Here is a 22,736-nt window from a genome sequence, read left to right on the forward strand (position 1 = left end):
CCATGTTTCGCATTCTTTTGAAGCTCTATGCGCTCGTCGCGATATCGCTGGTCGCCACCATCCTCATCATCAACCATGCGTTCGGCTACATCTTCTATGACGTGCTCAACCAGGCGTCGCAAAAGCAGTTGGGCGCGTACGCATGGCTCGTCAATGAGCGGATCAAGGCCCTGCCGGAGTCGCAATGGCCGGCCTTCATCGCGCAGCTGGAAAGCCACGGCAACGACAAATTCGAGATCAAGCCGCTCACCGACGTCGCCCTGCCGCGCGAGTACGCCCGCCAGGATCTCGAGGCCGGCAAAGTCGTTGCGACTGCAACGGACGGCGATCACTTTGCCATGCGCCTGGGCACTTCCGACTGGGCGCTGACCTCGGCAAGCGGCACGAGCACGGACTGGAATCTTCGGACCATCAACTATCTGGCCTACGCCGTGCTCGCATTGCTCACGCTCACGGCCGTGCTGACCTGGGTGCGGTGGTACTGGAACGACATGCAGGCCCTGAATCGGGCGGCGAGCCTGTTTGGCGAAGGCGACTTCACCGCGCGCGCCCGCGTCTCGCGTTTTTCCAACCTGACGGCACTCGTGCGGGTGTTCAACACCATGGCCGATCGCATCGAACGTTCGATCAAGACGCAAAAGGACATGATCAATGCGGTGTCGCACGAATTGCGCACGCCCATCGCCCGACTGGACTTCGGACTCGAGATCCTGCAACAGCGCCGCCACGAACCCGACGCCAACGAGCGCATCAACGCGCTCAAGGGCGATATTCGCGAGCTTGACGAACTCGTCACGGAACTGCTCTCGCTCGCCCGCCTGGACCAGATCACGGCGCCTCCGGCGCGTCACGCGGTGTCGCTGCGCCTGATGTTCGACAGCCTGGCCGCAAATAGCACCGAGGTGCTCGCAGCCCGTTCCATTGCGCTCGATATCGCGGCCGAGCCCGGCGCGGACTGCGTCGAAGTCGAACCCAAGTTGCTCGCGCGTGCCGTGCAGAACCTGCTCAACAACGCCATGCGGCACACCACGCGGCGCATCGTTTGCGGCGCGAAGTCCTGCGACGGCGGCGACGTCATGATTTACGTGGACGATGATGGCGAAGGCGTGCCCGAGCCTGAGCGTGCACGCATCTTCGAACCGTTCCACCGCTTGGACAGCAGCCGCAATCGCGCCACCGGCGGCTTTGGCCTCGGGCTGGCGATCGTGCGGCGCATCGCCTTGTTACACGGGGGCAAGGTCGGTGTCGAGACCTCGCCGCTCGGCGGTGCGCGCTTCACCATCACACTGCCCGGTCCGGCGCCACTCTGATACGGCGCCTGCCCGGGCCTTCCCCGCGAACGCAACACCCGCGGCCGGCGATCGCATCGCCGGCCGCTTTCGTTACACGGTCCGCTTTGGCTGCGGTGGCTGCGGTGGCCGGGGTGCCCGGCGACGCCGGCCGCGTCGCCCGCGTCATGCACGCCGCGCACCTCGCGCAGGGAGAGCGCGTCGCACTTCGGACGACGACACATTGTCACGTCAGCGACATGTTGGCCGCTTACATTGGCGGCTCAATTTAATCCCAAAGAGGACCCTCATCATGAAACCCAGCTTCCGCATCGCGGCGGTGGGGTGCTGCCTGGCGTTCGCCGGCGGCCTGCCCCTGCCCGCTCTGGCCCAGTCTCACGTTCAGCTCTACGGGCTGATCGACTCGGGCGTCGAATTCCTCACCAACGCCGACAAGAACGCCGCCGGCAGCACCGTCAACCTCACCCGCTTCACCTCGGGCAACCTCGCCGGTTCGCGCTGGGGTATCAAGGGCGCCGAAGACCTCGGCGGCGGCAACAAGGCCTTTTTCCTGCTCGAGAACGGCTTCAACCTCGGCAACGGTCAATCGCTGCAAGGCGGTCGCGAGTTCGGCCGTCTGGCCTATGTCGGCCTGTCGAACCGGTCGTTTGGCGCTTTCACCATCGGCCGCCAGGGCGGCGTGTTCCTCGACTGGGTGAGCAAGTTCAACCCGCTCAACAACGCCGTGTACGCGATCAAGATGCAGGACACGGCGTTCTCCGACCGGCTGGACAACAGCCTGCGCTACACCGGCAAGTTCGGCGGCGTGGAGGCCATGGTCCAGTACTCGAAAGGCTACGACGACGTGAACTTCGGGTCGGCGAGCACCACGCCGGGCGACAATCGCCGCGCGCAGGTCGTCGACGCCGGGGTGCGCTACGCCAGCGGCGCGCTGTCCTTCGTGATCGCCTACGATCAGAAGAACGGTGGCGCCACGTCGCCCAACGCCGCCATGACCGCGAAGGTCGGCGGTTACGAAGGCAACATCGACCGTCGCATTGCCGTCGCCGCGAAATACGCGCTGCAAAGCGTCGACCTCTTCGTGGGCTACCGCTACCTGAATGCCAAGGCCATCCATCTGTCGGCACTGAACAAAAGTCCTGTCGAAGCGTCGAGCTACTACTGGCTGGGTTCGACGTGGCATGCCATGCCCGCGCTCGACCTGTCGGCAACGGCCATGTACCAGGACTTCTACGGCACGAACCGCGACCCGCTGTCGTTCCAGGTCAGCGCCGACTACCGCTTCTCGAAGCGCACCGACGCCTACGTGAACCTCGGCTATGTGGTCAACCGCAACGGCTCCGATCTCGGCCTGAACGGTTTCGGCAGCAACGTGGTCGCCGGCAAGCATCAGTTCGGCACCATGGCCGGCATCAAGCACACCTTCTGATGACAGGCGACACTCGCGCCCCGTCGGCGCACGGCGTGTCGGTGTCGATACGCGCGCTGCACCAGCGCTTCGGTGCAACGCGCGTCCTCGACAGCGTCGATCTCGAGGTCCCGGCCGGGACCACGACCGCGTTGCTCGGGCCTTCGGGCTGCGGCAAGAGCACGCTGCTCAGGCTGCTCGCCGGACTGCTCACGCCCACCGGCGGCGAAATCCGCTTCGACGACCAGGTCGTCGCGAGCGAACACGTGTGCCACGCGCCCGAGCGGCGCTCGCTCGGCATGGTCTTCCAGGACTACGCCCTGTGGCCGCACATGAACGTGGCCGCCAACGTCGCGTTCCCTCTCGAGATGCGTGGCGTGAAGCGCCACGAACGGGTCCATCGCGTCGAAGAGGCGCTCTCGCTCGTCGGGCTCGCCGGCCTGGGCACACGTCGACCGCAGGCGCTCTCCGGCGGACAGCAGCAGCGTGTGGCACTGGCGCGCGCCATCGTCTCGGCCCCCCGGTTGCTGCTTTTCGACGAACCGCTTTCCAACCTCGACCGCGATCTGCGCGCGCGCCTGTGCGCGGACATCGGCGCGCTGCTCTCGCGCCTGGGCACCACGGCCGTGTATGTGACGCACGACCGCGACGAAGCCGAGGCGCTGGCCGATCAGATCGTGATCCTCGCCCACGGGCGCGTTGACAAACGTATTACGAGGTAGCCCATAATGCTCCACCGCAAAATCATCGCGACACTTACCATGGCCTTTGCTGCAAGCGTCGGCGTGCAACATGCGCATGCATTGACCGTCTATACCGCCGGCCCCGGCAATCTCAGCAAGAAGCTCGCCGCGGGTTTCGAAAAGAAGACCGGCATCAAGGTCGACGTGTTTCAGGCCACCACCGGCAAGGTCATGGCCCGCATCGAAGCCGAGCAGGCCAATCCGCGAGCCGACGTGCTGATCTCGGCGTCGTGGGACACCGCGCAGGACCTCGAGGGGCGCGGCTGGCTCGCACCGTTCCAGAGCGTCAACGCCGCGCACGTGCCCGCCCCGTTCAAGACGTCGCACTACGTCGCGCAAGGGCTCTCGGCGCTCGGCATCGTGTGGAATGCAAAGTCCGGCACGCCGGAGCCGCACGACTGGCGCGACCTGACCCGACCCGCCTATCGTGACCGCGTGACCATGCCCGACCCTGCCCTCTCGGGCGCGTCGGCCGATCTGCTGCTCGGATTGCAGGCGCGTCTGGGCAGCGAGGCGTGGAAGCTCTTCGACGAACTCAGGCAGAACGGCATGGTCGTCTCCGGCCCGAACGCACAGGCGCTCAACCCGGTGCTGCAGGGCGCGAAGGCGGCCGTGTTCGGCGCGGTCGATTACGTCGCGTACGCGGCGGCGGCCAACGGCGAGGCGATCAAGGTGATCTTCCCGACCAGCGGCACCGTGATCGCGCCGCGGCCCATGATGATCCTCAACACGTCGAAGCGGCAAGGGGAGGCACGCCAGTTCATCGATTACGTGCTCTCGGAAGCCGGCCAGCAACTGGTGGCCGAAGCGTGGCTGATTCCCGCGCGCGAGGATATCGCCATCAAGCGCGCCTCGTTCAAGGATCTGCGCCTGCTGCCACAGGGGGAAGCGCAATCGTCGAGCGCCTCGCGCGCCGAAGTCCTGGCACGTTTCGCCAAACTCAACGGCCAGCACTGACGATGATCCCGTTTCGACGACTGCCCGCGGTGACGGTGGCCGCGCTCGCCGTGGTCGTGGCGTTGCCGGTCGCGTTCGTGCTGTTGCAGGCGATCTTTCCGCATCTGGCGACGGGTGCCTTCGACGCGCCGTTCGCGGCCGTGTGGCCGACGTTGTCCGACGCCGCCACCTGGCCGCTCGTGACCAATACGCTGCGCCTTGGCATGGCCGTGGCGCTTGGCACGGCGCTCGTGGGTGGCGCGCTGGGAGCGCTTCGCGGTCTGTTCCACGTGCCGGGCGCGCGTCTGTGGGACGTGTGCTTCCTGCTGCCGTTTCTCGTGCCGCCGTATCTCGCCGCACTCGGCTGGATGTTGCTGCTGCAAACCGGGGGATACGCCCAGCAACTCAGCGGGATCGACGCGGGCCGGTTCCTGTTCTCGCTGCCCGGCCTCGTCTTCGTCATGACGCTGAACATCTTCCCGGTGGTGTACTTCGCCGTGTCGCGCGCGTTTGCGACCACGGGGTCGCGTCTGGCCGACGTGGCGCGCGTGCACGGCGCGAGCGCCTGGCGTGCGTTCGCCAGGGTCACGCTGCCGCTTGCACTGCCCGCCTTTGCCGCCAGCCTGCTACTTGCATTCACCATGGCGATCGAGGAATTCGGCGCGCCCGCCGCGCTTGGCGCGCGTGCCGGCTTTTCCGTGCTGGTGACGTCCATCGAGGCCCGCTTCGCCGACTGGCCGATCGATCTGCCCGACGCCTCGGTCCTCTCGGTCGTGCTGGCCGCCATGGCGTTGCTCGCATTCGTCTTGCAACACCGGCTCGCGGCGGGCAAGGATTTCGAGACACAGACCGGCAAACCGGTCGCCTCGCCCGCGCGCACGCTCGGCCGCTGGCGATGGCCGGTGCTGCTTGGCTTCGGGTGCGTGGCCATGCTCGCCACGGCCGCGCCGCTCTTCTCGATCCTGGCCACGGCGTTCTCGGGCACGCTCTCGGGCGGATTGTCCGTCGCCAATCTCACGACATCGCATTTCGCCGCACTGCTTGCCCAGGGCGCGGAGGGCCTCGAAGCGCTGGCCACGAGCCTGTCCCTCGCGCTGGGCACGTCGCTCGTGACCGGCGTGCTGGGGTTTCTGTGCGCCTGGTGCGTGGTGAAGTCGACAATGCGCGCGCGCGTGCTGATCGACGCCCTGTCGCTGCTGCCGCATGCCCTGCCAGGCATCGTCGTCGGCGTCGGGTTGATACTCGCCTGGAACCTGCCCTTCTGGCCGGTCACGCCTTACAACACGTGGGGCATTCTGCTGCTGTCCTACAGTTGCCTGCTGCTGCCTTACCCGGTGCGCTACACCAGCGCGGCGCTGCGCCAGATGGCTGCGTCGCTCGAAGCCGCGGCGCGTGTGCATGGCGCGCCGTCGGGCGTCACGCTGCGACGCATTACCCTGCCACTGGTCATGCCGGCGCTCGGCGCATCGCTGATGATCGTGTTCGCCATTGCCTCGCGCGAACTGGTCACCTCGCTGCTGCTCGCGCCGAGCGGCGTGCAGACGGTCTCGATCTTCATATGGCGCCAGTTCGAACAGGGTTCCATCGGACAAGGCATGGCGATGGGCGTGGTCTCGATGGCCGTGAGCGGCACCTTGCTCATGCTGGCCTCCCGACTGGGAGGCCGGCGCCAGGGCCACGCCTAGCGGCGCCAGCGCAGGGGACGCCGCAGCGGATGCCGCTGCGGCCCGACCGGCGCCCACACCGGCGAGGCTCCCGCCATGCCGGCCGCCTCGGGGCGGTAGTCGTCGTCGGCCACCCGGTCCATCGCCTCGGCCTGCTCATCTTTTTCGACGGTCTTGCTCGTGTCGATGAACAGCGCAGCCACCACGCCCGCGCCCAGCAGGGCCGCCGAAATGGCGAACGGCACGTTGTAGCTGCCGCTCGTCTCGATCAGATAGCCGAACGCCACCGGCGAAATCATGCCCGCCAGCCCGAAGCCGGTGTTCATCATCCCGCCCGCCGTGCCGGCGTACTTGCCCGCGATGTCGAGCGGCAGCGTCCACAGGACAGGGTTGGTGATTTCAAGGAAGAAGAACGACGCGGAGAGCAGCAGCACCGCCACGAGCGGATCGGACACCATCGTCATGGGCAGCAGGAAGGCGAGCGATCCCCCCATGCCCACCACCAGCACCGAGACGCGCGCGAAGCGCAACCGGCCGGTCGCCTTGTACAGCTTGTCGGAGACTACCCCGCCCAGCGTATCGCCAATCACACCGGCGAGCAGCGGCAATGCCGTGAACAGCGCCAGTCGCTTGAGATCGAACCCCTGCGACTCTCGCAGATAGGAAGGCATCCAGGTCAGGTACACCCAGAGCAGCCAGCCGTAGCAGAAGTCGACGAACGTCACGAGCCACATGCGGCGGATGAGCTTGCGCCATGGCGTCGCGGCACGCTTGGCCCGCTCGCAGTCGCCCGTGCGATAGCCGATCTCGGTCACTTCCTCGGGCGTGATGCGACGATGCTGGTCGGGCGTGTTGGTGAACACCTTCATGTAGAGCAACGTCCACGCGAGGCTCACGACACCGAGCACGATGAACGCTTCGCGCCAGCCGAACGCCACCACGATGGCGAGCACCACCGGCGGCGTGATCGCGCCGCCCAGGCGCGCAAAGCTGTGCGTGATGCCCTGGGCGAAGCCGCGCTCGCCCACCGGCATCCAGTACGTAAAGGCGCGCGTGGCGGTCGGAAACGCCCCGCCTTCACCGATGCCGAGCACGAAGCGCAACACCACCAGCGTGAGGATGCTGCCGGCAAAGCCGGTCGCGAGCGTGGCCGCGCCCCAGATCAGCGAGAGCACCGTCAGCACCAGCTTCGGCCCGAAGCGATCGGCGAGCCACCCGCCGAAGATCTGCATGGCGGCATACGGATAGGCGAAGGCGGAAAACACAAGCCCGAGTTGCACCGTCGTGAGTCCCATCTCCTGGCGGATGAACGGGCCGGCGACGGCAATGTTGACACGATCGATGTACGAGATGAAATACATCAGGCACATGACCGCAAGAATGATGTGGCGCGTCTTCACGCGACCGGTACGCTTGTCCATGTTGTCTCCTATGTATTTACGTCGCACACGTCATGCGTCTGCGATCGTGTCCTGCCGGTGAAACCATGCCCGGCCGGCGGCCGGCGCACGTGGGGGCGCTAACGTTGCAACAGCTTCAGGCGCTGCACCTTGCCCGACGGTCCGCGAGGAAGATCCGTCACGAAGTGAAACGCCTTCGGCGTCTTGTAGCGCCCGAGCGTCTTCAGGCAGTGCTCGCGCAGCGCCGCCGCGTCGGGGGGCATGTACGCCACGCCATCCACGCTACCCGTGGCATCCGCGGTGTCGGAGCCGTCCGGGCCACCCGCGCCGCGCACCACCACGAAAGCGACGATCTCCTGCCCGTACGCGGCGTCGGGCACGCCAACCGCGGCCGCTTCGAGCACTCCCGGGTGGCGCAGCAGGGCCTCGTCGATCTCGCGCGGTGCGATGTTCTCGCCGCCCTTGATGATCAGCTCCTTCGCACGACCGGAGATGTAGAAGTAGCCGTCCTCGTCGCGATGCCCGAGGTCGCCCGTGCGCAACCAGCCATCGGCCGTGAAGGCGTCGGCGGTTTCGTCGGGCCGCTTGTAATAGCCGCGCATGACCTGGGCGCCGCGCAGGACGAGCTCGCCGGTCTCGCCGGGTTCGGTCTGGGAGCCATCGCGCCTCACGACCTTTGCCTCTGCACCCGACGGCAGGCCGATGCTGCCGATGCGGCGCCGCGAGGCATCGTAGGGGTTGCTGAATACAGGCGCCGCCGTCTCGGTCATGCCCATCGTCTCGATGATGCCGATGCCGAATCGCGCCTCGAATGCGCGATGGTGCTCGGCCGGCAGCGCTGCCGACGCACTGCGGCAGAATCGCAGGCCCGCCAGCACCGCGCGCTCAGGCGCCGGCGCTTCGAGCAGATACGCCACGATGGTCGGCACCACGTTGATCCACGAGCAGCGCGAAGTGCATACGTCGTGCCAGAAGGTGCGTGCCGAAAAGCGCGGCGCCATCACGACCGATCCACCGTGGAAAAGCGGCGTGAGCAGCGTGACGACCAGCCCGTTGATGTGATAGAGCGGCAGCGAAGCGAGCACGCGATCATCGTGGGTCAGGCGATGCTCCGCACTGATGAACGTTGCGTTGGTCAGCAGGTTGGCGTGTGTGAGCAACACCCCCTTCGGCACGCCCGTCGTGCCCGACGTGTACATGAGCAATGCCACGTCGCGCAGGTCGGGCGACGCGGGCGCGCGAGGCCCGTCGAGCACGGGGATCTCCGGGGACGCGCTGGCGTCCGGCGACGTGCAAACGAGCGCGACCGACCGCGTCATGCCCTGCGCGCGCGCCGCATCGAGCGCCGCCTGGACGGCCGGGAGCATCGCCTCGGACACGAAGACGAGGCGCGTGTCCGAATGCTCGACGATGTATTGCATCTGCGCCGGCTGACACAGCAGATTGATCGGATTGACGATCAGGCCGCTGTACATCGCCGCAAGAATCAAGCGAGCGGACTGGATACCGTTGCCCATACAGACCGACACGATATCGCCAGGCTGCAGCCCGGCTTGCGCGAAGCGGCGCGCGAGTTCGCGACAATCGTCACGCAGTTCGGCGAAAGTGAGCGCCGCGGCCACGTCGTCGGGGCGTGCGCCGCCCTCCGCCGCCGGAATCAGATACGGACGCGCGCCGAGCGCCGCCGCCCGCGCGTCGATCAGCTCACGCACGGTGGCCGCCGATGCCGTCAGCACATCGAGCGCCGGACCGTCGAGGTCATTGCACGGGGTCTGCCGCGCAATGGCGCCTGCCACCGGGGCCGGATTCATGGGGGCGTTCATCGTCCGTACCTCGCGAAATAGTCGGCCAGCAGATCGTCGGCCTCGGGCACCTGCGCGGCGATCGGGTACGCCACACGCGTGACGTTCAGGTACTGACGAAAGCCCAGGTTGTCGGTGAAGTTGTTTTTTCCCCATGTCCCGCAACCCATCGACAGCGAGAACGGCAGCCCGTTGTCGAAATTGCCGCCGGTGGCGAAGCAGTGCGCCTGGTTCACGATCACGCGCGCGACCGGCAACATCTGTCCCAAATGCACCGCCTGTGCCGGATCGGCGCCGTGCAGGCCCACGGAGTGACCCGCGCCCATGTACGCGTAGATACGCTCGACGAGCGCCACGGCATCGTTGAAATCGCGCGCCCGATACACGGTGAGCACCGGCGAGAGCTTCTCGCCGGAGAACGGATACGCCGGGCCGGTGCCGGTCTCCTCCACCATCAGGAACGACGGGCGTTGCGCGGCCACTGCGTCGAGCCCGGCGAGCTGCGCGATCACGTCGGCGGTCTTGGCCGTGCAGCGGCCACTGAGCTTGCCGTCGTGCCACATCGTCGCCTCGAGCGCGCGCTTTTGCGACGCATCGAGGAGCACGCCGCCTGCGGCACGTAGCGCGTCGAGCATGGCGTCGTACACGACAGTGTCGATCACCACGCTGTTTTCCGAGGAGCAGCTCGTGGCATTGTCGAAGGTCTTCGAGCGGGCGATCTTTTCGGCGGCGTCGCGCAGATCGGCGCTCGCCGAGACGATCGACGCCACATTGCCGGCGCCCACGCCGAAGGCGGGCGTGCCGCTCGTGTAGGCCATGCGCACGTTCGCCTGCGAACCGGTCGCGACCACGAGATCGGCCTGCCGCATCAGCGCCGCGGTAGCGGCCTTGGTCACAGGCTCGGGCAGCATCTGCACGAGGTCCGGCGACAGGCCCGCCTTTGCGAGTTCCGCGTGAATGAACCGCAGCAACAACGCACAGGCGCCATACCCCTTGGGCGAAGGAGCGACGATCACCGCATTGCCGCACTTGAGCGAATTGACGATCTTGTTCGCCGGCGTTGCGGCGGGATTGGTCGACGGCGTGATGGCGGCCACGACGCCGACCGGGCGAGCGATCTCGACGATCCCGCGCCGGGCGTCCTCGGCGATCACGCCATGCGTCTTGCGATCGTGCAGATCGCGCAACAAGCCGAGCGTCTTGCGAAAGTTCTTCTGGATCTTGTCGTCGACGTTGCCGAGTCCCGTGTCGTGCACGGCAAGCTCGGCGAGTTGCCGGTTGCGCGCCGGCGCCATGATCGCCCACGCGGCGGCCGCTGCGGCCGTATCGAGCGTCTGCTGCCCGCCCCGGGCGAAGTCGCGCTGCGCGGCGCGGGCGCGAGCGACGATCGCGCCCACCTGGGTCTCGATCTCGTCGGCGGCGGTGCCCGCCGGCGACGACGCATCGGCGTTCGACTGCGCGAGGGTCGCGCCGAAAGCCCGTGAATTCATGTGATGCCTCCTGGTTTTTTTATCGATTGAGCTCGCGTACTCAATCTAGCCAACCCGGCGGCGCCACAGGTCTCAAATTCCCGGACAAACCGGACACATCAGGAGGGTGTACAGGCTGTCCCGATATTCGGGACCGATAAAGTCCGCAAAAGTCATCAAACCGATGCAGAATCACAGGAAACAGCGCGCGCAACCACGACCCGGATCACGGCGCGGGCGTCGCGCAAAGGAGACGACATGACGGCATCGAACCAGTCGAACGCAGCCGCGGTGCGCGCGTTTCGGGTTCTCGAGACGCTCGCCGTGGCCGGTGGCCCGCTCTCGATGACAGACCTCGTGAACGCGCTGGGTCTGCCCAAACAGACCGTGCATCGCATCCTCACCCAGCTCAAGGACGCATGGCTGATCACCCGCAATGCGAGCGACCGTCGCTACGAGTGTTCGCCGCGCGTGCGCGCACTGGCGATCAACGTGTTGATGCAGACCGGCCCGGCGGCGGCGCGCCACGGACTGCTGCAACAGTTGGTCGCGAGCATTGGCGAGACCTGCAACCTCACCATGCTCTCGGGCAACGATGTGATCTACGTGGATCGGGTGGAGACGGAATGGCCGCTGCGCATGCACCTGCAGCCAGGCTCGCATGTCCCGCTGCACTGCTCCGCGAGCGGCAAGCTGTTGCTGAGCTTTCTTCCGAAAGAGCGGCGCGACCATCTGATCGACACGTTGCCGCTGCGCCGCTTCTCCGAGCGCACGTTCACCGACCGGACGGCACTGCGCACCGAACTCGAACGCACGCGACGTCGCAAGATGGGCATCAACGACCAGGAGCACTTGCAGGGCCTGATCGCGATTGCCGTGCCGGTCATGCTCAGCCGCAATCGCGCCTGCGCCGCCATCGCCGTGCAGGCGCCCATCGGCCGTCTTACGCTCGACGACCTGCTGGCCTTCGAGCCGGAGCTGCGCATCGCCGCGGAGGAGACCGCCAGGACGTTCCGGCACTGACCGCCCACCGGGGGGCCCGGCGGAACGTGCGAACGGTCGTCGTTCAGGTACCGCTCACCAAGCTTTCGAAGAGGTCTTCGCCGCCCATCTGCCCGCCCTTGAGCAGCACCTCCATGCCGTCTATCGCAGGCACGTCGCTGTGCAGCCGACACAGCGGGGCGCCTTGCGCCAGCGTGCCGGCGTAAGTCATGCCCCACGCGTCGAGCGCACGCATGCCGTGGCTCGACGTGTCGCCGCCCGCGATGGCCATGCGCGAGACTTCGGCGCCTTGCAATACTCGCCGCAGCAAATCCCCACCGGCACGCGCGAGCGCCAGCGCCGATACGCCGCTCGGCGAGGCGTGCGATGACGTCGACGCCTGCGAGACCTGCGATGCCTCCTGCGCTACCGTGCATGCCAGCGTGTGGTGACCCGCGCGCAGACGCCGCGACAGCTCGGCCGCCATCGCGTCGCGGTATCGTCCGTCGGACTCGACCAGTCGAGCCGCGTCGATACGACACACGTCGAACGAGCGGGCCGCACGCACCTGGGCCGCCGTGACGGGCGACAGACTGCCGGCGAGCACGAACACGGGACCGCGCGCCGGTGCCACACGCGTCGTCTCGGGCACCGCGCGCAACGCCATGGCACTCGCGAACGCCTCGGTCACGCTGCTCGGCCCGACCGTGAGCAACGCGGCACGCCGCGCCTGGCGCCAGAGCACCTCTCCGATGCGCGGCAGATCGGCGGGCACGGCCACGTCCCAGAGCACCGCGCGCGCGCCTTCCCGCCGTAACGCGTCCAGGCGTCCCGACAACGACTCGGCGGGCGTCGTCCAGGGCACGAGGCCGATGTCGGTGAGTCCCTGCGCGCCCAGATGCCGCCGCAGATCCGCCTCGTGCATCGGTGTCACCGGGTGCCGGCTCATGGTCGGATGGCGGTCGATACGGAACACTTCGCCGCCGGTGCCGGCCGCCGCGAAGAGATTGCCGAACAGACAGTACCGACCGAGGTTGGGCTGCCCGCCCAGCACGGCCGTCCATTCGCCCGGCATCGACGGCGCGAGCACTCGCACCGCCTCGCCGATGCTGCCCACGCCCGGCGCGCTGTCGAACGTCGAGCACGTCTTGTAGTGCAACACCGTGGGCTGCAAGCGACGTGCGAGCGCCGCGATCGGCGCCAGTTCCTCGCGCATGGCCTGTGGCGTGAGCGAGCGCGACACGCCTGCAATGCCGAGGCAGTCCAGACCGCGCAAGGCGTCGTCGGCCGCCATGGCTTCGAGCCTGGCCGAATCCGGCGGCGCGAGCAACAACAGGCTGCGCAGTCCCGCTCGGGCGGCCGTCGCCAGCGTGTCGGTGGCCCCGGTGAAGTCGTCGCCGTAGTACAGAAGGTGCGGGCGAAGCATCGTATCTGCCCTTGAAGTCATAAGTGTGTTGCGTGCGTGCTTCAGCGCCCGAAGAAGCGCATGGCGGCGGCGAGCGCGGGCGCATGGCGTGCCGCTTCATCGAGCGACTGCCCGGCGCGCATCGCCTGCCACGCGTCGCGCAGGCTCTGCACGCCGGCGCCCGCCCCGTCGGGATGCGCGAGAATGCCGCCTCCCGCCATGAAGAGCAGGTCGTCGCGCCCAAGCGCCTGCCAGGTCGCGGGCACCGTGCCGGCCCACTGACCGGAAGAAAAAGCGGGCATGACGCGATCGTCCGGGCCGTCGCCCGCATCGACGCAAAGCGGGGCATAGCAATCAAGCGCGGATTCGATGACCTCGTCATCGGGCTGCGCGAACTTGCCTTGCAGACCGTGCACGTGCATGTGATCCACGCCCGCGAGCCGCCAGAGCGCCTGATAGGCCTGGAAGCCGATGCCTAGCATCGGGTCGCGCGACATGGCGCCGTAGCCGTTCCGATGGCCGTGGATCGCCAGCGGCGTATGTCGACGCAGCGTCGTGACCGCCGAAAAGCCGCACCAGTTCAGACTGACCATCACGCAATTGCCTCCCTCGCGTTGCACGAGGTCGGCGTGACGCAGCATCTCTCCGGTCTCGTCCGTGATGTTGAAGGCCACCATCACCTGCTTGCCCGTGCGTTCGCGGTGCGCGCGCACTGCCGCCATGACCGCCGGCACGCGCTCGGCCAACGGCGCATGCACGGGGTTGGCGCACACCTCGTCATCCTTGATGAAGTCGACGCCCGCGTCGCACAGGCGCGAAACGAGCGCGGCCGTCTCGTCGGCGCGCATGCCGACGTTGGGCTTGAGGATCGTGCCGACGAGCGCACCCTGTGCCACGCCCGTGGCCCGGCGCGTGCCATCGATGCCGTAGCGCGGGAAATCGAATTGCCGACGATAGGCCGACGGCATCGCAACGCGCTCCAGGCGCATGCCCGTCACTTCCCCCAGGTCGTACAGGTTGCCCGCCAGCGTGGCGGCCAGCGTCGGCAGATTCGCCCCGACGTTGTCGCACGGAAACGCGATGCGCACCCGTGCGCGATGCCACGGTCCATTGCCCGCTCTCGGGTCCGTCGCGGCCAGACGATCGAGAAAGGCGTTCGGCAACGACGCGCGCGAGGCCTCGCCCACCCGCTCGACAGACTCGACCGTGGCGCGGGCACGGGCGCGCAACGCATCTGTCTCGCCCGCCACCCGGGTGAAGGTGCCGCAGGACTGCTCGCCGGCCATGACTTCGGCGACCTGCTCCGGGTCGAGCGGCGTCTCGATCAGGTATGTCGCACTCAGTGTCCGGTTCATAGCTTCGACAGATCGGGAAACTCACGCACCGGGTCGCTGCCATCCCACTGGGCGGCCGCCTCGCGAATCATCCTGAAGAGCGTGCCCTTCGGCCCCGCGACCTCGGACAATTCGATCGTGGTGCCCGGATGGCATCCCGCCTCCTCGCTGCGGTCCTCGAAATAGACGAAGCGTCCGTTTTCGCCCACCTCGCCGCTCATGCAAACCTCGAATCCGGCCGCACGCGCACGCGCGAGGTCCGCGTCGAAGTTCTCCGTCCAGTAGGCAACGTGCTGCGCGCCGCTGCGACCGGCATTGAGGAAGTCGCGATACATCGAGGGAACGTCGTTGCGAATCTGGAGCAGCTCGATCTGAAGGCCACCCGCGTTGGCGAGCGCCACCGCGTTGTGCGGTTCGAAGTGCGCCCCGCGATAGGTGTAGTTGCGGATCGGCACCCGGGGGTTGTAGTACCACGGCCCCACGCCGAGCACGCCGGACCAATAACGCATTGCCGCCTCGATGTCGGGCACGAGGTATGCCACCTGGCGAATCTCGCCAAAGAATCTGCTCATGGATCTTCCTGTCGTTCTATGTCATATGGCGACGCAAGACGCAAGACGTACGCCGCCGTCTTCGTTATCGAAGAAAACCTGTCGAGATCCAGGGGAACGCCGCCACCGCGATCAATCCGACGATCAGCGCCGCGAGATATCCCCAGATCGCGCGCATGCCCTTGGCGGGATCGACCCGCCCAATGGCGCAGGCCGCGTAGTACCCCACGCCGAACGGCGGCGCGAACAGTCCCAGCCCCATCGAGAGCACCACGATCATTGCGTAGTGAACTTCGTGGACCCCGACCGCCCGCGCGATCGGGAACATCAGCGGTCCGAACAGCACGATCGCCGGGATGCCCTCGAGCACGCTGCCGAGAATGACGAAAGCGACCACGGAGACGGCGATGAATCCCGCCCCGCCGCCTGGCACTCGTTCCATGGCTGCGGCAAGGTCCTGCGCGAACCCTGATTGCGTGAGGCCCCAGGCCATGCCGGTGGCCGCGCCGATGATGAAGATGATCGCGCCCGACAGGGCGGCCGTCTCGACGAGCATGGGCATCAGGCGACGTGCGTCGAACTGGCGATAGATCAGCAGGCCGGCCAGCACCGAGTACGCAATGCCGATGGTCGAGACCTCGGTGGCCGTCGCGATACCCTCGACGACCGCGGCGCGAATCACGAACGGCAGGGCCAACGCCGGCAAGGCGTAAGTGAAGGCCCGCAGCATTTCCTTGCGGTTCGCTTTCGCAACGCCGGACAGGTCTTCGCGGCGATAGCGCCACCACACCACGCAACACAGGGCGATGCCCAGTACCACGCCGGGCAGCAGGCCGCCGGTGAAGAGTGCCGAGATCGACACGCCCGTGACCGAACCGATGGTGATCAGTACGATCGAGGGGGGAATCGTTTCCGTCTGCGCCCCCGTCGTGGACAGCAGCGCCACGAGATCGCCCGGGTCGGCGCCGCGCTTCTTCATCTCGGGGAACAGCACCGGCGCGATCGCCGCCATGTCGGCCGCCTTCGAGCCGGAGATGCCGGACACCAGGTACATGCCACCGATGAGGACGTAGCTCAGACCGCCGCGCACGTGACCGAGCAAGCTCGCGAGAAAGCGCACCATCGCCCGCGCCATGCCGGTCATCTCGATGAGCAGGCCGAGAAAGACGAACAGCGGCACCGCGAGCAGGATCAGATGCGACATGCCCTCGTCCATCCGGCCGACCAGCACCACCAGTGGTGTGCGCGTCGTGAGGGCAAGAAAGCCGAACGTCGCCAGCGCGAACGAGAAAGCGATCGGCACGCCGGCGAACACGCACGCGCCCACGACCCCCGCGAAGAAGATGACGAGATTCCAGCGCCCGAGCGGTTCGAGCACGGGGCCGAGCAGCCAGAACGCGGCGCACACCGCCGCGACGACGGCGATGGCCTGCACGGCGCGCACCGGTGTCGCGGTGCGAAGCAGACGCACCCCGCCCGCGAGCATCATCAGCGCGACCCCCACGGGCAACGCCGCGGCGCGCCACGCGTTGCTGATCTCCATCGCCGGCGTGATTACGAACGCTTCCTCGGAGGCATACTCGTACGCCGGATGCGCGATGAACACGAGAAACGCCAGCGCGGCGGCGATCGCCAGCACGTCGAGAAACGCCCGCGTGGACGGCGACGCCTTGCCCACGAATGCGGTCATGCGCATGTGCTCGCCCCGGCGCAGTGCGACCACCGCGCCGAGCATCGACATCCAGAGAAACAGGATGCCGGCGAGCTCGTCGCTCCAGACGAGCGGTGCGTGAAAGACATATCGCGCCACCACGCCCGCGAGCATGACGACAATGTCGGCGAGAACGAGCAGCGCGGCCGGGATCTCCGTGAGCCAGCCGATGGCCCGGTCGATCGCGCTCACGACGCCGCGCCGGCCGACCGGACTCGCATCGGGCACCGGCGGCTGTGCGGAAGACACGCCATGCGGCGAATGCACGGGGCCGGGCGTCATGTCAGGCCACCTTGCCGGCCGTGGCTTCGAGCAACGCCCAGGCCTGAGCGCCGAACTTCTTCTGCCACTCCGCGTAATAGCCCGACTTCTGCAATTGCGCACGGAACGTCTCCGGCGGCGCCGCATTGAATGCCAGCCCCTTGCTCGAGAGCTCGCTCTGCAGCCCCGTGTTGAGCTTATAGACGTCCTCGCGCTGCTTGATGGCCGCCTCGTTGAACGCACGCGCCACGATCACCTTGAGATCGTCGGGCAGCGCGCGCCACGACCGGCCGTTGACCACGAGGTGATAGCCGTCCCAGCTGTGGTTCGTGAGCGCGCAGTATTTCTGCACTTCATACAGCTTCGCCGTCTGCACGATGGCCAACGGGTTCTCCTGCGCATCGACCACGCGTGTCTGCAGGGCGGAATAGACCTCGCTGAACTGCAGGCTCGTCGGCGAGGCTTGCAGCGACTTGAACAGCGAGATGCCCATCGGGCTGACCGGCACGCGGATCTTCATGCCGGAGAGGTCGGCCGCCGTGGCGATCGGCTTGTTGCCGGTGGTGATCTGACGGAAGCCGTTGTCCCACATCTTCTCGAACGTGTAGAGGCCTGTCTTGGCGAAGGCCTCGCGAATGCTGTTGCCGAGCGGGCCGTCGACCGCACGCCACACCTGATCGTAGTTCGAGAACGCAAAGCCGACCGCCGTGATCGCGCTGATGGGCGCGAGCGTCGCAATCACCATCGTGCCGGCGTTGAAGATGTCGATACCGCCGTTGCGCACCTGCGCAAGCATGTCGGTGTCGCCGCCCAGCTGGTTATTGGGGAACACGCGCAACTCCATGCGGCCGCGGCTTTCGGTGGCGATGCGCGCGGCCACCTCCTGCGCCCGTACGTTCAGCGGGTGGCTGACGGGCAGATTGTTGCCGTACTTGAAGACGAATTCCGGCGCGGCGGCGCGCGCCGATCGCGGCCATATGCTGGTCACGCCGGTCACGCCGGCCACACCCGCGACGCCCAATGCCGGCAAGGCGGAAAGGGCGCGCAATACGTTTCGTCGGCCCTGAGAAGTTGAGCTGGTCATCCGCATGTCTCCTGATATTGTGGTTATGGCGCAACCGTGCGAGCGGCGGAACACCGCGTCGGCACGACCCTCCGTGACACCCCGGCACACCGATGGCCGGGTGCGCCGTGTCAATTGCAGCGAACGTGCATGCCGCCGTCGACGAGCAGCTCCACACCGTTGATGTAGCGCGCCTCGTCCGAAGCCAGGAACACCGCCGCATGGGCAACGTCCCACCCATCGCCCATGCGTCCGGTCGGCGACAGGCGATGGCGAGCTTCCACCATCTCCTGCTCGCTCGCGTAGAAGCCCGAGATTTGCCGGTAGATGTGCGGCGTATCCATCACGCCGGGCAAAATGCAGTTCGCCCGGATGCCCTGCGATGCGTACTGGAGCGCCACGCTTTGGGTAAGGGAGTTGACGGCGCCCTTCGACGCCGCATAGGCACAGTAGGCGTAACCGGTCCAGCGCACACCGCCCAGCGCGCCGATATTGACGATGGCGCCGCTGCCCTGTGCCTGCATGCCCGGCAGCACCGCCTTGCAGGTCAGGAACATGCTCTTGACGTTGACCGCCATGACCCGGTCCCATACCGCCTCGGTGGTCTCCACCGGCCCGCCCTGCGAGGTGATGCCGACGTTGTTGTGCAGCACGTCGATCCGGCCATACGCCTCGACGGCGGCCGCCACGGTCTGACGGACCTGGTCCCAGCACGTGACGTCGGCCGCCAGCGCAATGGCGTCGTTGCCCTCCTCGGCGATGATCCGGCGGGTGACGTCGGCCGCCGCCGGATCCTGATCCACGGCCACGACCCTGGCGCCCTGCCGGGCGTACGCCACGGCGGCCGCCTTGCCATTGCCCCAGCCGTCGCCCGCCGATCCCGCGCCGAAGACCAGCGCGACCCGGCCCTCCAGTCTTCGCGACGCGCACGCTCCCGTTGCTGCCATGACCTTGTCTCCTGTGCTTATTCTGTCGTTGCTGCCGCCTGCCCGATACAAGTGCAACGCATCCGAGGTCGTACGATAGGGGCGGCCGCACCGATTCGCCAACCCGTTTTTTTGATGTGATTTGATGGGTTTTGATGAAGTATGCTGTGGGAAAACGCGCCGCGTCACGGCGCGGGACGATACGGGAGACAGGAAGACGATGCGACGCAACATGCCCAATCTGGCGGATATCGCGCGGCTGGCCGGGGTGTCCACGGCGACGGTCGACCGCGTGCTGCACCGACGCTCGGGCGTGCGGCAAACGACCGTGCAGCGGGTGCTGCATGCGGCGGGCGAACTCCGGTACTTGCCGGAGCCCGAGCTCGAGGCCGTGCGTGCCATGCCGCCCACGCAGGTGTTATTCGTGCTTCCCGGGCGCAGCAGCAAGTTCCTGCGCATGCTCGGCGAATGGGTGCAATGCTCGCAAACGCAGTGGGCACCGTACCACGTCAACTGTCGTGTGCAGTTCATCCAGGGGTTCGATCCCCAGGCGCTGGCCTCGACGTTGCTTCGGCGTGGACGGGAGTGTCACGGGGTGGCGTTCATGCCGCTGGAGCATCCGAGCGTTCGCGAGGCGGTGGGCGTGCTCGCCGACGCGGGCGTCGCCACCGTGACACTGGTGTCCGATCTGTCGCATTCGCGACGCATCGCCTACGTGGGACTGGACAACGGCTCGGCCGGCAGGACGGCCGCTTACCTCATCGCCCGCTTCGTGGGCCCCGAGCGCGCCGCAAAGGTCGCGCTCATCGCCGGTTCGCTGAGCTACAAGGCGCATGTCGAACGCGAGGCCGGTTTCCTGCAGTTGTTTGCCGAGCAATACCCGCACATGCAGGTCGTCGGCCTGCGCGAAGGCTACGACGACGAAGCGGTCAACTATCGTCAGGCGCGCGCGCTGCTCGAACAACATCCGGATCTCGCGGCGATCTACAACATCGGCGGTGGGGCGCAGGGCATCGGACAGGCGCTCAAGGCAACAGGCAAGCAGCACAAGGTCGTTTTCATCGGCCACGGGCTCACGCCCGACACCCGCGCATTGCTCATCGATGGCTCCATGGATGCCGTGATCACGCAAAGTCCGCAAAGCGCCATCATGAATTGCGTGCGCATCTTCGCCAATCTCCGTGAAAAACGAGAGCTCACGGCGGGCGTGGAAGCCAATCGCAGCCAGGTGATTTTTCGCGAGAACCTGCCATAGAAAAACGCCGTGCGCGAATCGCTCTCGCGATTGCGCCACACGGCGTTGTCTTGCGCAAACCCTAAGCAGGGAGCATGCCGAGACGTTGTCGGGCCTCAGGCGGCGACGGCCTCGCGCGGCGCCTGTGCGGCGTCGTCCTCCACCGAGCTGAGCATCAGGTGTTCGAAGGCGCCGAGCGATGCCTTGGCGCCCTCGCCCACGGCGATGACGATCTGCTTGAAAGGTACGGTCGTCACGTCGCCCGCCGCGAACACGCCGGGCACCGACGTCGCCCCCTTCGCATCGACCTCGATTTCGCCATGGCGCGACAGCGCCACGGTGCCCTTGAGCCACTCGGTGTTCGGTACCAGGCCGATCTGCACGAACACGCCTTCGAGCGCAATCGTCGACGTCTCACCCGAGACGCGATCGCGGTACACGAGCGCGTTGACCTTTTGCGTGTCGCCGACGATTTCGGTCGTCTGCGCGTTCGTGAGCACGCGCACGTTGGGCAGACTGCGCAGCTTGCGCTGGAGCACTTCGTCCGCACGCAGTTGCGCGCCGTACTCGATCAGCGTGACCTCGCTGACGATGCCCGCGAGATCGATGGCCGCCTCCACACCCGAATTGCCGCCACCCACGACCGCAACGCGCTTGCCCTTGAAGAGCGGACCGTCGCAATGCGGGCAGTACGCCACACCGCGATTGCGGTATTCGCGCTCGCCCGGCACGCCGATTTCCCGCCAGCGCGCGCCGGTGGCCAGCACCACCGCGCGCGCCTTGAGCACCGCGCCGCTGGCCAGGTGCACCTCGTGGATCTTCCCCGGGATCAGCGCTTCGGCGCGTTGCGTGTCGATGACGTCGACGTCGTACGTCTTGACGTGCTGCTCGAGCGCCACGGCGAACTTCGGGCCTTCGGTATGCGTCACCGAGACGAAGTTCTCGATGGCCATGGTGTCGAGCACCTGACCGCCGAATCGCTCCGCCACCACGCCCGTCGCGATGCCCTTGCGGGCCGCGTAGATCGCAGCGGCCGCGCCTGCCGGGCCACCGCCGACGATCAGCATGTCATAGACCGGCTTGTTTTCAAGCGCCTTCGCGGCGCGGGCCGTCGCGCCGGTGTCGAGCTTCGCGAGCAATTCCTTCACGCTGGTGCGGCCCTGCGTGAACGACTCGCCGTTGAGAAACACCGTCGGCACGGCCATTACCTGGCGCGCCTCGACTTCCCCCTGGAACAACGCGCCGTCGATCGTTACCTGCTGGATGCGCGGATTGATGAGCGCCATGACATTGAGCGCCTGCACGACTTCCGGGCAGTTCTGGCAAGACAGCGAGATATATGTCTCGAAGCGGAAGTCGCCGTCGAGCGCGCGAATCTGGGCGATGGTGTCATCGTCGAGCTTCACCGGGTGGCCGCCGACTTGCAGCAGCGCCAGCACGAGCGAGGTGAATTCGTGCCCCATCGGCAGTCCGGCGAAGCGAATACGCGGCGCCTCGCCCGGCGTGCCGATGGCGAACGACGGACGACGCTCCTGCGCGTCGTCGCGCGCCGCCACGCGGATCTGCGCGCTGAGCGGTGCGATCTCGTCGACCAGCGCCTTCATCTCGGCCGATTTCGGGCTGTCGTCGAGCCACACGGCGATCTCGATCGGCCGCGTGACTTTCTGAAGGTACGTTTGCAATTGGGCTTTGAGGTTCGCGTCCAACATGGCGTGTTTTCCGTCTCGATAGCGTGAATGGAATGAGCGAGGGTGAGCGAGATCCGCCGCGTCGGCCACATGGCTGGCGCAGGAAGCATCGGTAACTCGGAATTCGGGTGCCGGTGCGACGGGTTTAGGGGACCGACGCACCGGCGAGACGCCGCGACGTGACCGGCGCGGCGCTTGCTGCGGCCTTGCGCGGTACTTAGATCTTGCCGATCAGGTCGAGCGACGGGCTCAGCGTCTCGGCACCCGGCGTCCACTTCGCGGGGCAGACTTCGCCCGGGTGCGCGGCGATGTATTGCGCGGCCTGCACCTTGCGCAGCAGTTCCTTCGCATCGCGACCAATGCCGTTATCGTGGATTTCACACAGCTTGATCTGGCCTTCAGGGTTGATCACGAACGTGCCCCGCAGCGCCAGCCCTTCCTCTTCGATCAGCACGTCGAAATTGCGCGAGATGGCGAGCGTCGGGTCAGCCAGCATCGGGTACTGGATCTTGCCGATCGTGTCGGACGTGTCGTGCCAGGCCTTGTGCGTGAAGTGGGTGTCGGTCGAGACGCTGTAGATCTCGACGCCCAACTTCTTGAATTCGTCGTAATGGTCGGCCAGATCGCCCAGCTCGGTCGGGCACACGAACGTGAAGTCCGCCGGGTAGAACACCACCACCGACCACTTGCCCTTGAGGGTCTCGTCGGTCACGGTGATGAAGTCGCCATTTTGGTAGGCCTGGGCTTTGAACGGCTTGATCTGGGTGTTGATGATCGGCATATCGGTGTCTCTCTGACTGGGTGGAAAGTGTTGCCAGTATGCCGATAGCTATCGATTTATTGAAATTGATTATTAAAATCTATTCGATTG

The 22,736-nt window shown here is 66.8% G+C and carries 18 protein-coding genes; 7 read left to right on the plus strand and 11 right to left on the minus strand.

Annotated features, from left to right (window positions below; translation table 11 throughout):
- Window positions 1-2 precede the first annotated feature (2 nt).
- The 5 genes from LV28_RS42690 (at window position 3) to LV28_RS42710 (ending at window position 6,061) form a co-directional block, all read left to right on the plus strand.
- A complete protein-coding gene (locus LV28_RS42690; protein ID WP_038620199.1) occupies window positions 3-1,310 on the plus strand; it encodes an ATP-binding protein in 1,308 nt (435 codons plus the stop codon).
- Between the two features lie 271 nt (window positions 1,311-1,581).
- Window positions 1,582-2,718: a porin gene (locus tag LV28_RS42695; RefSeq protein ID WP_038622173.1), complete on the plus strand. Its 1,137-nt coding sequence runs from the start codon at window positions 1,582-1,584 to the stop codon at window positions 2,716-2,718.
- Window positions 2,718-3,419 (plus strand): ABC transporter ATP-binding protein, encoded by a 702-nt coding sequence (locus tag LV28_RS42700; RefSeq protein ID WP_024788746.1) that lies wholly within the window; start codon window positions 2,718-2,720, stop codon window positions 3,417-3,419. Before LV28_RS42695 ends, LV28_RS42700 begins: the two co-directional genes overlap by 1 nt.
- Before the next feature lie 39 nt (window positions 3,420-3,458).
- Window positions 3,459-4,397 carry an ABC transporter substrate-binding protein gene (locus LV28_RS42705; protein WP_224785309.1) on the plus strand — a complete coding sequence of 313 codons (939 nt, stop codon included), beginning with the start codon at window positions 3,459-3,461 and terminating at the stop codon, window positions 4,395-4,397.
- Window positions 4,398-4,399: 2 nt separating this feature from the next.
- The gene (locus LV28_RS42710; RefSeq protein ID WP_038620197.1) at window positions 4,400-6,061 is read left to right on the plus strand and encodes an ABC transporter permease; all 1,662 of its coding nucleotides are present in this window, start codon (window positions 4,400-4,402) and stop codon (window positions 6,059-6,061) included.
- On the opposite strand, the gene LV28_RS42715 is transcribed toward LV28_RS42710, so the two are convergent.
- The 3 genes from LV28_RS42715 to sauS form a co-directional block, all read right to left on the minus strand.
- Entirely contained in the window at window positions 6,058-7,461 is a 1,404-nt protein-coding gene (locus LV28_RS42715; RefSeq protein WP_023597286.1) for an MFS transporter, read from the minus strand. The genes LV28_RS42710 and LV28_RS42715 overlap by 4 nt on opposite strands.
- 98 nt (window positions 7,462-7,559) lie before the next feature.
- Window positions 7,560-9,263 carry an AMP-binding protein gene (locus LV28_RS42720; RefSeq protein ID WP_025249697.1) on the minus strand — a complete coding sequence of 568 codons (1,704 nt, stop codon included), beginning with the start codon at window positions 9,261-9,263 and terminating at the stop codon, window positions 7,560-7,562.
- Window positions 9,260-10,732: an acylating sulfoacetaldehyde dehydrogenase gene (gene sauS, locus LV28_RS42725; protein ID WP_038620195.1), complete on the minus strand. Its 1,473-nt coding sequence runs from the start codon at window positions 10,730-10,732 to the stop codon at window positions 9,260-9,262. The genes LV28_RS42720 and sauS overlap by 4 nt, the downstream gene beginning before the upstream one ends.
- 237 nt (window positions 10,733-10,969) lie before the next feature.
- Between sauS and LV28_RS42730 the strand changes: the two genes are divergently transcribed.
- On the plus strand, window positions 10,970-11,734 hold the full coding sequence (locus LV28_RS42730) for an IclR family transcriptional regulator (RefSeq protein WP_023597289.1): 765 nt from the start codon (window positions 10,970-10,972) through the stop codon (window positions 11,732-11,734).
- Between the two features lie 43 nt (window positions 11,735-11,777).
- Here the strand turns inward: LV28_RS42730 and LV28_RS42735 are convergent, their stop codons facing one another.
- The 6 genes from LV28_RS42735 to LV28_RS42760 form a co-directional block, all read right to left on the minus strand.
- On the minus strand, window positions 11,778-13,118 hold the full coding sequence (locus LV28_RS42735) for a four-carbon acid sugar kinase family protein (protein WP_038620193.1): 1,341 nt from the start codon (window positions 13,116-13,118) through the stop codon (window positions 11,778-11,780).
- Window positions 13,119-13,159: 41 nt separating this feature from the next.
- Entirely contained in the window at window positions 13,160-14,452 is a 1,293-nt protein-coding gene (locus LV28_RS42740; RefSeq protein WP_038620191.1) for a ribulose-bisphosphate carboxylase large subunit family protein, read from the minus strand.
- Complete coding sequence (locus LV28_RS42745) at window positions 14,449-15,003, minus strand: VOC family protein (RefSeq protein WP_023873294.1); 555 nt, start codon at window positions 15,001-15,003, stop codon at window positions 14,449-14,451. The genes LV28_RS42740 and LV28_RS42745 overlap by 4 nt, the downstream gene beginning before the upstream one ends.
- A 64-nt stretch (window positions 15,004-15,067) precedes the next feature.
- Window positions 15,068-16,975, minus strand: coding sequence for a TRAP transporter large permease (locus LV28_RS42750; protein ID WP_081255938.1), 1,908 nt, complete (start codon window positions 16,973-16,975; stop codon window positions 15,068-15,070).
- Between the two features lies 1 nt (window position 16,976).
- Complete coding sequence (locus LV28_RS42755; protein ID WP_023597294.1) at window positions 16,977-18,038, minus strand: TRAP transporter substrate-binding protein; 1,062 nt, start codon at window positions 18,036-18,038, stop codon at window positions 16,977-16,979.
- 110 nt (window positions 18,039-18,148) lie between these two features.
- A complete protein-coding gene (locus LV28_RS42760; protein ID WP_023597295.1) occupies window positions 18,149-18,964 on the minus strand; it encodes an SDR family NAD(P)-dependent oxidoreductase in 816 nt (271 codons plus the stop codon).
- Between the two features lie 199 nt (window positions 18,965-19,163).
- Between LV28_RS42760 and LV28_RS42765 the strand changes: the two genes are divergently transcribed.
- Window positions 19,164-20,198 (plus strand): LacI family DNA-binding transcriptional regulator, encoded by a 1,035-nt coding sequence (locus LV28_RS42765; protein ID WP_023597296.1) that lies wholly within the window; start codon window positions 19,164-19,166, stop codon window positions 20,196-20,198.
- 95 nt (window positions 20,199-20,293) lie between these two features.
- On the opposite strand, the gene ahpF is transcribed toward LV28_RS42765, so the two are convergent.
- A complete protein-coding gene (gene ahpF, locus LV28_RS42770) occupies window positions 20,294-21,886 on the minus strand; it encodes an alkyl hydroperoxide reductase subunit F (protein WP_038620189.1) in 1,593 nt (530 codons plus the stop codon).
- Between the two features lie 196 nt (window positions 21,887-22,082).
- Complete coding sequence (gene ahpC / locus LV28_RS42775; RefSeq protein ID WP_023597298.1) at window positions 22,083-22,646, minus strand: alkyl hydroperoxide reductase subunit C; 564 nt, start codon at window positions 22,644-22,646, stop codon at window positions 22,083-22,085.
- Between the last annotated feature and the right edge of the window lie 90 nt (window positions 22,647-22,736).

The organism is Pandoraea pnomenusa (genome assembly GCF_000767615.3).
In the GTDB taxonomy this organism is placed as follows: domain Bacteria; phylum Pseudomonadota; class Gammaproteobacteria; order Burkholderiales; family Burkholderiaceae; genus Pandoraea; species Pandoraea pnomenusa.